This window comes from Stenomitos frigidus ULC18 (genome assembly GCF_003003795.1).
Lineage (GTDB): Bacteria > Cyanobacteriota > Cyanobacteriia > Leptolyngbyales > Leptolyngbyaceae > Stenomitos > Stenomitos frigidus_A.
This window is the reverse complement of the sequence record NZ_PVWK01000084.1, coordinates 203,853-216,815: the sequence shown is the minus strand read 5'-3', so window position 1 is coordinate 216,815 and position 12,963 is coordinate 203,853. Positions and strand designations below refer to the sequence as shown.

General features: G+C 54.3%; 4 protein-coding genes, 1 tRNA gene and 1 pseudogene. 4 read left to right on the top strand and 2 right to left on the bottom strand.

All coding sequences use genetic code 11. From position 1 onward, the window contains the following. Positions 1-9 precede the first annotated feature (9 nt). From C7B82_RS16140 to C7B82_RS16125, 4 genes are all read left to right on the top strand, one after another. Complete coding sequence (locus C7B82_RS16140; RefSeq protein WP_181357520.1) at positions 10-1,356, top strand: efflux RND transporter periplasmic adaptor subunit; 1,347 nt, start codon at positions 10-12, stop codon at positions 1,354-1,356. 173 nt (positions 1,357-1,529) lie between these two features. Then, positions 1,530-4,679 carry an efflux RND transporter permease subunit gene (locus tag C7B82_RS16135; RefSeq protein ID WP_106257306.1) on the top strand — a complete coding sequence of 1,050 codons (3,150 nt, stop codon included), beginning with the start codon at positions 1,530-1,532 and terminating at the stop codon, positions 4,677-4,679. Positions 4,680-4,801: 122 nt separating this feature from the next. Continuing rightward, the gene (locus tag C7B82_RS16130; protein ID WP_106257305.1) at positions 4,802-5,548 is read left to right on the top strand and encodes a superoxide dismutase; all 747 of its coding nucleotides are present in this window, start codon (positions 4,802-4,804) and stop codon (positions 5,546-5,548) included. 154 nt (positions 5,549-5,702) lie between these two features. Next, positions 5,703-5,774: transfer RNA gene (locus C7B82_RS16125), tRNA-Val, on the top strand. A gap of 45 nt (positions 5,775-5,819) precedes the next feature. On the opposite strand, the gene C7B82_RS16120 is transcribed toward C7B82_RS16125, so the two are convergent. Both C7B82_RS16120 and C7B82_RS16115 read right to left on the bottom strand, forming a co-directional pair. Beyond that, complete coding sequence (locus C7B82_RS16120) at positions 5,820-6,872, bottom strand: N-acetyltransferase DgcN family protein (RefSeq protein WP_106257304.1); 1,053 nt, start codon at positions 6,870-6,872, stop codon at positions 5,820-5,822. 117 nt (positions 6,873-6,989) lie between these two features. Next, positions 6,990-12,956, bottom strand: a pseudogene (locus C7B82_RS16115) (DNA-directed RNA polymerase subunit beta'). Positions 12,957-12,963 lie beyond the last annotated feature (7 nt).

The following is a 12,963-nucleotide window of genomic DNA, read 5'->3' as shown; positions in this document are numbered from 1 at the left end:
CAACGTCTTGTGGCTTACGAATCACTTTCAAATGCAGAGAAAGCACAGGCAAGTGCAGAGAAAGCACAGGCAGCAGCGCAGGGACTGGGTGAAATAGAGACTTATGCAGCTTCCACCTCTGCAAAGATAGGTTCAACAGGTAATTGGCTAAGCGGTTGGCGTGGACTGGCGATCGGGCTGGGTGTCGGAGCCACCATAGCGACGGTTGCTACACACCTACCCTCTGGTTCGCAAACGCCTGCTCCCGCGCCCACTCCATCGAGTGTGGTAGCGGGTCAAAGTGTCACAATCGCGCCGGCTGCAATGACGAACGTTGCCCAGACGGTCGATACCACTGGCAGCGTTGCCGCGTTTGATATGCTGCCCATCCTGGCGCAGGCAACCGGATTGCAAATTCAGCAAGTGCTGGTCGAAGAAGGGCAAACGGTTGCTGCTGGACAAGTACTGGCCGTGCTGGATAATGCTGTCCTCACTGCTCAGCGCAATCAAGCACAGGCCGATGTTGCCTCAACACAAGCGATCGTCCGCCAAAAGCAAGCAACGCTTGGTCAAGAGCGGGCAACCCTGGCTCAGGCAGAAAGTAACCTGAGACGCTATCAGGAGTTGGCTCGATCGGGTGCCCTGTCGCAAAAGGATTTGGATTCTTACGTCACTGCCGCTAAAACCGCGCGTGAAGCCGTGAGTGTGGCTCAGGCGAATATTGCCAGTGCCCAGGCAGATGTACAGAGCAAAATTGCCGAGGTGCAGAAGCTGGAAACGCAGATCGCTCAAACTGTGGTACGAGCACCCTCCAACGGTGTCATTGCCGAAAAAGTTGCCAGGGTTGGTAATGTCACTGGCACCGAAAAGCTGTTTTCGCTCATTCGAGACGGCTCGCTGGAGCTGCAAGCAAAGGTACCCGAAACCGTGTTGCCACAGGTAAAAATCGGTGCCGTTGCCCGGATCACTTCCGATGCCGACAAACGCATCAACCTGCAAGGACGAGTACGAGAAATTTCGCCGCTGGTTGATCCACAAAGCCGACAGGCAACCGTCAAAATTGACCTGCCAGCCAGTGCGCTGCTGCGATCGGGCATGTTTCTTAAAGCCGCCGTTACCGTCCAAATGGCTCAAGCCTTGACCGTTCCCGCCTCTGCGGTGTTGCCCCAACCCGATGGGCGATCGCTCGTCTATGTCCTCGAAGGCGCTGACCTTGTACGAGCCAAACCCGTTGTGGTCGGTACTCGCCAAGCTTCTACCGATCTGACAAAAGCCCGCATTGCCATCAAAAGCGGTTTGAACGAGGGCGATCGCGTGGTGGTTGCTGGCGCAGGTTATGTGAAAGATGGCGATCGAGTCACAGTGGTTAGTCAGTAGTGGGAAAAGCTATCAGCGGTCAGCACCAAACTGGTAGTCGATGATCACCACTGCAAAGTCGTTAGTTGATTTAAGGACTGACCACACACTGCTAGCACGACCCTGATAGCTGAATAGCTGTCTGCTGATAGCCAACCATCAACGCTTACTCATCACTCACCAACCAAGCCTCTATGAACATCTCCGCCTGGTCGATTCGCAATCCGGTGCCGACGATCGTCCTGTTCCTGGTATTGACATTAGCAGGGCTGGTTGCCTTCCCGATGCTGGGGATTGATGAGAATCCCAACATTGACATCCCAGCGGTAACGGTAACGGTGACGCAACCGGGTGCTGATCCGGCGGAACTGGAAACTCAGGTCACCAAGCGCATTGAAGATGCAGCGGCAGGACTGGGCAATATTGATGAAATTATTTCCACTGTCACGGATGGCTCTTCCATCACGCAGGTGAACTTTGTTCTGGGTACCAACAGCGATCGTGCGACCAATGATGTCCGTAATGCCGTTGCTCAAATTCGTCAAAACCTGCCACAGGACATCAACGAGCCGATCATCAAACGGGTAGACTTTGCTAGCGGTGGCCCCGTCATCACCTATGCGGTTTCGTCTACCCAGCGATCAGTGGGAGAGTTGAGCAATCTGGTTGATCAAGACATCAGTCGTGCACTCCTGGCAGTAGCAGGCGTCTCGCAGGTCAATCGCATTGGGGGGCTGGATCGCGAAATTCGCGTTGACCTGAATCCCGATCGACTGCAAGCCTTGGGCATTACGGCGACCCAGGTGAATGATCAAGTACGGGCGTTCAACCTCAACCAGCCGGGTGGTCGGGGTGAGGTGGGTGGTACCGAACAAACCATTCGCACACTGGGCAGTGCCCCGACGGTGGAAGCGTTACGGACGTATCAAATCCCTTTACCCAAAGGTGGCTTTGTCCCGCTGGCTAGTCTGGGCACAGTGACTGATGCCGCGGGCGATATCCGTCGCATTGCTCGTCTTAACAACCAACCTGCTGTCGTCTTTTCAGTGCTTCGCAGTACGGGAACCGTGCTGGTGACGGTCGAAGAAGGCGTGCAGGCAGCCGTTAAGGAACTGCAAAAGACCTTACCGTCCGACATCAAACTAGAGCTTGTCAATAACGTTCGTGCGGACTATACGCGAGAGTCGTATCTGGCTTCTGTGGAAGCCGTCTTGCTGGGCGCACTGCTGGCGGTTGTGACGATTTGGATCTTTTTGCGCGACTGGCGAGCCACGCTGATTACGGCAGTGGCGTTACCGCTGTCGCTCATTCCCACCTTTATCGTGCTGCTGGTGTTGGGCTATACGCTCAACTTCATGACCCTGCTGGCGATGGCGTTGGTCGTCGGGATTCTGGTGGATGACGCGATCGTGGAAATCGAAAACATCGAACGGCACCAGCAGATGGGTAAATCGCCCTTCCAGGCTGCGATCGATGCGTCGGATGAAATTGGGCTGGCGGTTGTTGCTACCACGATGAGTATTGTCGCTGTGTTTGCCCCAGTGTCACTCATGACAGGCGTCAGTGGTCAATATTTCCGTCCGTTTGGGGTCACGGTAGCGGCATCTGTACTGTTCTCGTTGCTTGTCGCGCGGATGATTACGCCGCTGATGGCAGCCTACATTCTGAAAGACAAACCCCATCACGCTGACAACCTCAAAAAAGATCACTTGTCGTATCAGTACCGCCGAGTGCTGACTTGGGCACTGAAACATCGGGTCGTAACTCTGGTGGCATCGCTGGTGTTTTTAGTCGGCAGCGTCATGCTGGTGCCACACATTCCAGTGGGGCTGTTTGGCAGTGATGACGCGGGGCTGTCGATCGTCAACATGGAATTGCCGCCCGGCTCGACAATGGAAACCACCGATCGCACCACGCAACAACTCACGACCCTGCTACTCAAAAATCCGAATGTGACTGGCATTCAGACCGATGAGCATGTCAACAAAGCCACCCTTTACGTAAAACTGAAACCGAAAGGAGAAGGGCGCAACATTTCCCGTACCCAGTTTGAAAATGAGATACGCCCATTATTTCGTCAGATTCCAGGCGTTCGCCTCAGCTTTCAGGGCAACGGCTTTGGTGGCTCCAAAGAGCTGTCGATCGTCCTCAAAAGTGAAGATGCTGAGGCGCTGACTCGCGTTGCCGAGAGCCTGGAAAAACAGATGCGTCAGGTGCCTGGCTTAGTGGAGGTGTCTTCCAGTGCCAGTCTTGTGAAACCAGAGATTTTGATCCGTCCTAAACCACAGCAAGCAGCCGATCAGGGTGTGACCGTTCAGGCGATCGCCCGTACCGCAAATCTGGCAACGCTAGGTGATTTTGACGCGAACTTGGCAAAGTTCGACTTACCCGATCGCCAGATTCCGATTCGTGTGCAGCTTGACCCTCAAGAGCGCAATAACATCGACACTATTCGCAACCTGCAAGTCCAGAATCAAAGCGGGGCGCTCATTCCACTCCAGAGTGTGGCAGAGGTCGGCTTTGGCAATGGGCCTTCACAGGTTAATCGCTACAACCGATCGCGCAAAATCTCGATCGAGGCCAATCTGCAAGGTGCGTCATTGGGCAATGCTCTAGAAAAAGTAAACAACCTGCCTGCCCTGAAAAATTTGCCACCCAACGTAAAGCAAGAGAAGTTTGGCAACGCCAAAATCATGAACGAACTCTTTACGAATGTAGGTACGGCTCTGGGAGCAGCCGTGCTGTTTATCTACGCGGTACTGGTGCTGCTCTTTGGCGATTTCCTGCACCCGATGACCATCATGGCAGCGCTGCCGTTTTCGCTCGGTGGTGCGCTGATGGGGCTGCTGATTACCCAAAAGGAACTGGGTCTATACGCCCTGATTGGGATTGTGCTGCTGCTGGGTCTGGTAACGAAAAACTCCATTCTGCTGGTCGATTATGCGCTGATTAATCAGCGCGAGGGCAAACCGTTATTCAGTGCCGTCCTGGATTCCGGCGTTGCTCGTTTGCGTCCCATTTTGATGACGACGATCGCCATGATTGCCGGGATGTTGCCGATCGCCCTGGGTATTGGAGCTGGCTCAGAAGTGCGAAGCCCGATGGCGATCGCGGTCATTGGGGGCCTGCTGACGTCCACGCTGCTGACGTTGGTCGTTGTGCCCGTCATCTTCACCTACATCGATTGGTTCCAGACATTCGTCTTTGGCCGCCTTCTGCATGGTGCCAGCAAACGCCGCCATGCCGACACTGCTGCCGCAAATGGCAACGGACATACCGCTGCAACCTACTCTGCCGCGACAGGAAGCTCGTTAATGCCTGACCCGGATCACCCAGTACGCTAAGCGTATCCGCCACATCCAACCGACGTATCAGCCCTCAAACCTGTATCGCTGTAGTCATGACATAATCCTTGTGCGCTGCAATCATTGCAATACAGTGTTTCAGAGTATGAGGATTTACCGCCATGACATTGAATCGTCGTCACTTTTTGAGCTTGCTAGGCGCAGGTACAGGGGCGATCGCTGCAGGTATCTATGCCCCCGGTTTCACCTGGGCAGCCGAGTCTCCTGAAAAGCCAGCCGCTCAAGCCGCTTTTACGTTGCCGCCGCTTCCCTATGCGTACAACGCTTTGGAACCGCATATTGATGAACGAACGATGCAGTTCCACCACGATAAGCATCACGCTGCTTACGTCAAAGGCTTGAATGCGGCGGTCGAGAGATATCCCCAACTTCAGGGCAAAACCGCTGAAGACCTCCTTCGTAATCTCAATCGCGTGCCCGAAGATGTGCGTACCAGCATCCGCAACAATGGTGGTGGACACGTCAACCACACCATGTTTTGGTCAATCATGGGTCCCAAAGCAGGCGGCGAACCCACGGGTGAACTCGCAACAGCCATTCAAAAAAACTTTGGCAGTTTCGCTGAGTTCCAGAAGCAGTTCAACGAAGCTGGCACCAAGCGTTTCGGTAGCGGCTGGGCGTGGCTTGTACGCACCAAAGAGGGCAAGCTCCAAATCACCAGCACCACCAATCAAGACAATCCCTTGACAGATGGACTCTATCCCATTCTGGGCAACGACGTTTGGGAACACGCTTACTATCTGCTCTACCAAAACCGTCGCGCTGACTACCTGCAAGCCTGGTGGAATGTCGTCAACTGGAAAGCGGTGGGCGATCGGTACAAGCTGGCAGTCACAGCAAGAGTCTAAAAAGTCACAGCAAGAGTCCAAAAAGGGAGGGATGAGGGGTGGAGGATTGCGATCGCAATGCCCTTCGTAGAGCCAAGCGCGATCGATCATCGCTCTGTGAAACGTACGCCAAAGTATTTCGCAGCCCTGCCTTTCATCACTCCTCCCTTCTCCTGTGGGTATCGTTCAGTGGCAGAACATCATCATTACAAGGTGAATATCGTTGGTTCGAATCCAATGACCTGCTTTGAGGTCAAATCGTCCAACGATGTTCTTTGACGCACGATTGCCCTCACACTTGACGCTGGTCTACGATGGCATCTAACAACGGCTGCGCGCCTAACCGCACTGGATCAGTACAGGGCAGATGTGTATCCTGCTGTACCTGGTCGATCGCCTGTCGAGCCTCATGCTCGTCTAAATGGGCCGTGTTCAGTGCGATCGCAGCCACCCGTGCAGGTGTAAATGCTCCCGCTGCTGCTACTACCGCTTCATAGAGCTGCACCACATCCGGCAACGGTGGAATTTTAAAAGCGGGAGCATTGCGGCTGTGGGTCTGCCCCGCTCGATGCACCAGCACCAGATGGGTTGGTTGGCTACCCCGCATCAAGGGCAACGTTGCCGTCGATGCCGGATGCAATAGAGAACCCTGTCCTTCAAGGTGCAAAATATCGCGATCGCCACTCGCCTGCAAAACAAGCTGTTCCACCGCTCCGGCTGCAAAATCTACCCTGATCGCATCCAGCGGGATGCCAGGCCCCGCAATCATCATCCCCGCCTGACCGGATGCCAGAAACGCCGATCTCAAGCCACGTTTGAGGGACGCACGGTGCAGTTCCAGGCTGGTTGACATCTTGCCAACGCTCATATCGGTACCGACTGTGAGCACCCGCAGACAGGAGAGTTGCCGTGCCTGTCCCGTGCCAACCGTCAAACCCGGTGGCTCTTGCCGCACGTCCCAGATCCACTGTCCCGGTTTGAGTAAGGCTTGAAGTGCCGGATCACGGTTTAAGGGCGTATGCAGACCGTTGACGATCGACAGCCCAGACGCGATCGCCTGCTGCACATCATCCTGCCAATCGGCGGGTAAAATGCCGCCTAGCAGCGCAATACCAATCACCAGCACCGTCGGTTTATAGAGAAGTGCCGCTGCCACCGAGTCAACAATCGGGACTTGTCGCGGAATGTTGGTTAGCTCAGGGAGCGGCTGACCAGCCGTGGCGCGATCGATCACCGCCACGATCGCTGCATCGCTATAGCGCAACATTGCCAGCCCCGTTTTGCCTTGTGCACCCAGAACGCCATCATGCAGCAGTATGGCCACCCGATCTCCAGGACTCATCATACGCCGGACCCCGCTTCTTTCCCTTGTTAAATCGATGCGCCGTTTACCAGTTTAAACGCCACAAAGGCGCGGTTACCCGCGCCTTTGTCACAGCTTGAGTGTGTTTACACCCAAGCGTTATGCATCGTCCACATCGATATCGTCCACGTCATCGACCTCATCAACGTCATCGCTGATTAAGTCGTCGTCTTCCAGGATGGGTGAGAACGGCTCGGCATCAACGGCAGGCACGCCAAAGTTGTCGAAGGTGTAGGTAGGACGTTCATCAAAACTGTCTAACCCATACGAACGAGCGGTGCGATCGTCTAGCACAACGTCCTTCAGATCCGCATCATCATCAAACACGCCAATGCCATCGTAGGAGAGATCCACATCGGGACTACTCTGCTCTTCGTAGGCATTAAACCCTGTACCCGCAGGAATCAGGCGTCCAATGATCACGTTTTCCTTCAGGCCCCGTAGCCAATCAGACTTGCCTTCGATCGCCGCTTCAGTCAGCACCCGTGTGGTTTCCTGGAAGCTGGCCGCTGAGATAAAGCTGTCGGTGTTTAGCGAGGCTTTGGTGATACCCAGCAGCACGGGCGTATATTCCGCTGGTGCGCCGCCTGTAATTGCCATCGCTTCGTTGACTTGCTCCACCTGATACAGCTCCACCAGTTCGCCGGGCAGCATGGTTGTGTCACCACCGTCATCCACCCGTGCTTTAGAGGTCATCTGACGCACGACCACTTCGATGTGTTTGTCCGAAATATCAACCCCTTGAGACTGATACACCGACTGCACCTCGTTCACCAGGAACGTCTGCACCATTTGTAAGCTGACCAGAGCCGCATCATGTACCCCATCGGTTTCCCGACGGTATTTGAAGAAGACCTCCAAAATTTCGTGAGGGTTGGCGGGACCGTCGGTAAGCGGCTCAGCTGCCAGAACCTCCTGACCATCCGACACAATCACGTTTTGTCCGGGTCCAATGAGATACTCAGCAATCACGCCATCGGTTTCAATCACCTTGACCTTCACCGAATCGTCGTCACCGTAGACCACTTGAGCAGTCCCTGGTCGTGCCGCCAAGACGCAAGCCTCTTTGGGTTTACGCGCTTCCAGCAGTTCTTCAATCCGAGGCAGACCCTGGATGATGTCTCCCGTCTTCGTGCGCTCAAACACCAGGATGACCAGGTTGTCACCCCGCTGCACCAGGTCGCCGTCATCAATATGAAGGACGGCGCCGGGCGACACCCGATACGGGCGGGCGTGGCGGAGGGTAACTTCAGCATCCCCAACGCTGACAATCTGACCTGATTCCTGCAACGCAACTCCAGGGGCAAGGTCAGACCCTGCAACGAGCAGATCGCCAACCTTCACAGTCGGTGGTTTGCCCTTGGTCGTTACCGTAATCATGTCCGCAGGCCGTACCACCAGAATTCGGCGGATGGCTTCGGCCGCCTCACGAATCCCCTGTACTTCACCCGCTTCTTTACACAGAATTTCGGTACGGGCGACCACCGCTCCGGGTGCAATTTGGTCACCGTCTTTCACGAGCACACGAGTCTTCGTCGGGCCCTGGGTTGGATCAGCCGCAATATCACGACGGATCACCAGCGATTCTAGGATAACCAACTGTAAACGCATCGTTTCCGAGTCTGTTTCGTCAGGCACAAGCTCAATGTCAGCAGCAAGCTGAGGGGCGTCCTGACCGATCTCCAGCACAAGCTGAATCTTCAGTAACTCTAGACCTTCAACGGATTTGACCCGCTCACCATCTTTGTAAGGCAGACGTTGCACAGCCCGCAAGCGAATCGATCGACCCGATTCCTCATTCGCCGACTCCTGACTGGGCACTGAGGGCTCGTCGGGCACGGTAAATTCGGTGACTGGGCGCAGCAGTAGGGCTGGGCCTTCAGGCGTTTCCACATACTCGACGTAACGCAGCTCATCCACCGTCAACCCTGCCATAACGGTTTGACCAGGGTTCACCAGAATGCTTTCCTTGGTGATGATGTCATCCAGGTTATCCACCATATGGAGGTCGCCTGGTTTGACGACAATTTCGCGCAGGATGTCATTCTTTTGAGTGACTTCAACGACCCCGTTGCTCTGGCAGAAAATGTCTTTTACAACCTCAGTGCCCGCTTCGACGTATTGACCGTCTTCCACCATCAAGAGTGAAATGTCTTTGTTGACTTCGTGGGCTTCTTCTGGAATCCATAGCAGCGTGCCGCCTTTAACCACCTCGTAGCCTTGCTTTGCCTTACCGCGTTTGGCAACTTCAACACCAGAGTATTTGATGATGCCGCCCGTTTGGGTGCGATAGTGGTCGTCAATCAGTTCTGCAACGACCTGATTGTTGGTAACTTTGGTTCCAGGCGTCGCTTTGAGCGAGAAGAGCTGATTGTAGTTAGTCTCAATCAGGTAATGGTCGCGCCCTTGAAAGCTCTCTGCCCGCACTTTTGCTTCATCCAGCAAGACAGACGCAGTGATGATTTCTACTTCTCGTCCGCCCTTGCCATCCGCATCAGCAGGTAACCGCACCACGCCGCCATGTTCGGTAACGAGTTTGGTTTCGGCAATAACACCGTTGGCATCAATGCGATCGCCGTTCTTGACGATCGGCTCAGCACCAGGGGGAAGGTTATACACTTCACCAGAGCGAATCCAGACCAGGCCACCGCGCTGCGCGATGCGGGTCGTGTTACCTTGACGGTCTTTTTTCTCTTCCGGCACGAGATCAGCAAACTGAACTTCACCCGCCATGTCGGACGCAACGTCCTTAGCCGCTTTCTCAGTGGTTTTGCGCGCCCGTCCGGTGAGAGGGACTTCGGCTAGAATTTGTCCTTCTTTAACTTTCTGGCCGTCTTTGACCAGTAGCGTTGCGCCCTGCAGTACTGAAAACGTCTGCTGCCGACCATCTTTCGCTTCTAAGGTCAATTTGGAACTGGCTTCCACCGACTCAACGGTGTAAGCATCTTCACCGTGACGAGTCCGATAGGGTCGAATCCTCAGCTTCTTGGGAAACTTCAGCGTGCCATCAAACTGAGCTTTTTCCTGACGCGCCATTTCACCTGTAAACACACCACCCGTATGGAAGGTGCGCATCGTCAGCTGGGTACCCGGCTCACCGATCGACTGCGCGGCAATAATCCCCACTGCTTCACCGATATCAACCATATGGGCATGGGCCAGACTCCAGCCATAGCAATGTTGACAGACCGATCGCGTAGCTTCACAGGTCAGCGGCGAACGAACAATCACTTCCTCCAGCTTCGCTCTACCGATGTGGTCAGCCATTTCATCCGTAATGGATTGATTGCGTTCCACAATCACTTCGCCTGTCGCAGGATCAACCATGGGTTCGGCTGCAACCCGACCGAGTAGACGATTTTTCAGCGGGATGAGGACGCGATCGCCATCCATCATGCTCCGCACCGGGATGCCGCGCTGGGTGCCGCAATCCAACTCGCGGATGATGACATCTTGAGAAACGTCGACGAGTCGACGAGTAAGGTACCCCGAGTCGGCCGTCCGCAGGGCGGTATCAACCAAGCCCTTACGAGCACCATACGATGAGATGATGTACTCAGTAACTGTTAGCCCTTCGCGGAAGTTCGTCTTAATGGGCAAGTCAATAATCTCACCTTGAGGATCGGCCATCAGGCCCCGCATCCCAACCAGCTGACGCACCTGAGAGATGTTTCCCCGTGCGCCGGAGAACGCCATCATATAGACTGAGTTGAGCGGATTATTCGATCGAAAGTGGCGTACAACCTCATCTTTCAGCTCTTCACTGGCACCGTTCCAGGTATCAATCACCTTTTGGAAGCGCTCAACTTCAGTGATTTCACCCCGCGTATAGCGTTCTTCAGTGGCGCGAATGGTTTCTTCGGCCGCCTCTAACAGCTTGCGCTTGCTGGGAGGAATTTGCAGGTCATCGACGCTAATCGAAACGCCTGCTCTGGTGGCATAGCGAAAGCCCAAATCTTTCAGTTGATCCGCCATCTGAGCGGTGCGAGCCGAGCCATACGTGGTGAATGCCCAGGAAATCAACTTTCGCAGTTGCCCCTTATCCACAACACGGTTACGAAAAACTGGTTGGTTATTTTGCTCTACCATGAGTTACCCCGCCTCTCCCATGAATGAATGTTCGATTTCAGAGCATCGCGATCGGCATGATTGCCCAACGCCACGCTCTAAAATCACTAATCTAAAACTGCCTTAAACCGCCAAAGCATCCTGGATCGCTTTGTTGTAGATGATCCGTCCCGGAGTTGTCTGAATATATTGAGACAGCAGATTGCCGTCAGCATCATGCCGTGAGCGACGGAACTTGTAGAGCCTGGTGACGACGCCATCTTCTGACGTCTGCTCTTCTACCACTTCAGTGTCCGCTTCATCCGTTTCCACGTCCCCATCAAAGCGCACCCAGACATGAGCGTGAAGATCCACCTGCTTTTGTTCATACGCTGTAATGGCATCATCCAGACTAGAGAAGTAGCGGTTGATGCCCGTCTCTGCACCAGGGTTTTCTGCCGTCAGGTAATAGCAGCCCAAGACCATGTCTTGGCTAGGCGTAATGATTGGACGTCCCGTTGCTGGCGATAAGATATTATTCGATGCCAACATCAGCAAGCGTGCTTCGGCCTGGGATTCGATCGACAGCGGCACATGTACCGCCATTTGGTCGCCGTCAAAGTCAGCGTTGAAGGCTGGGCAAACTAACGGATGGAGCTGAATCGCACGTCCTTCAACCAGAATGGGCTCGAAGGCTTGAATCCCCAAACGGTGAAGTGTGGGTGCCCGGTTGAGTAGCACGGGATGCCCGTCGATAACCTCTTCCAACACATCCCAAACAGTGGGATCGTTCCGCTGAATCAGCTTCTTCGCGGCTTTGATGTTGTTGACCAAGCCTTGACGAATCAGGCGATGAATCACAAAGGGCTGGAAGAGCTCGATCGCCATTTCCCTGGGCAATCCACACTGATGAATTTTGAGCTTGGGGCCCACCACGATGACAGAACGACCAGAGTAGTCCACCCGTTTACCCAACAGGTTTTGGCGGAACCGTCCCTGCTTCCCTTCAATGATATCGGAGAGCGATTTCAGAGGGCGATTGTTCGCGCCAACCACCGTGCGGCCACGACGACCGTTATCGATCAACGCATCCACTGCTTCCTGAAGCATCCGCTTCTCGTTGCGAACAATGATTTCGGGAGCCAGAATTTCTTGCAAGCGCGCCAAACGGTTGTTCCGGTTAATTACCCGACGATACAAATCATTCAAGTCCGAGGTCGCAAACCGTCCACCGTCCAACTGCACCATGGGGCGAAGATCAGGTGGAATCACAGGAATCACTGACAGCACCATCCAGTCAGGTTGGGAGCCGGTTGCAATGAAGTTGTCAATGACCCGAAGGCGCTTGATCAGCTTGGCTCGCTTTTGTCCTTTAGAGGTCGCAATTTCCTCACGCAGTTGCTCCGCTTCTTTTTCAAGCTCGATATCTTGCAAGAGGCGCTGCAACGCTTCCGCACCAATACCAACCTCAATACCTGACAACTTCGAGTCTTCGCTGTAGAGTTCGTCCTCAATTTCAATCCACTGATCTTCAGTCAGCAGTTGCTTGTAGGTGAGATTTTCCGCATTGCCAGGGGTCAACACCACATAGGCGTTGAAGTAGACGATCTGCTCAACATCCCGTAACGGCATGTCTAACAAGATTGCCATATAGCTGGGAATGCCTTTGAGATACCAAACATGGGCAACCGGAGCTGCCAGCTTGATATATCCCATGCGATGCCGCCGCACGCGAGATTCTGTTACCTCTACACCACAGCGTTCGCAGACAATACCCCGATGGCGCACTCGCTTGTATTTGCCGCAGTGGCATTCCCAATCCTTCGCAGGACCAAAAATCCGTTCGCAGAAAAGCCCGTCCATTTCAGGCTTCAGCGTCCGGTAGTTGATTGTTTCTGGCTTGGTTACTTCACCAACCACCTGTCCATTCGGTAGGGTACGTTCTCCCCACTGACGAATCCGTTCTGGAGATGCCAGACCAATCTTCACGTAGTCAAACCGCTGCTCTAGCTTTGGCATCGTGTCT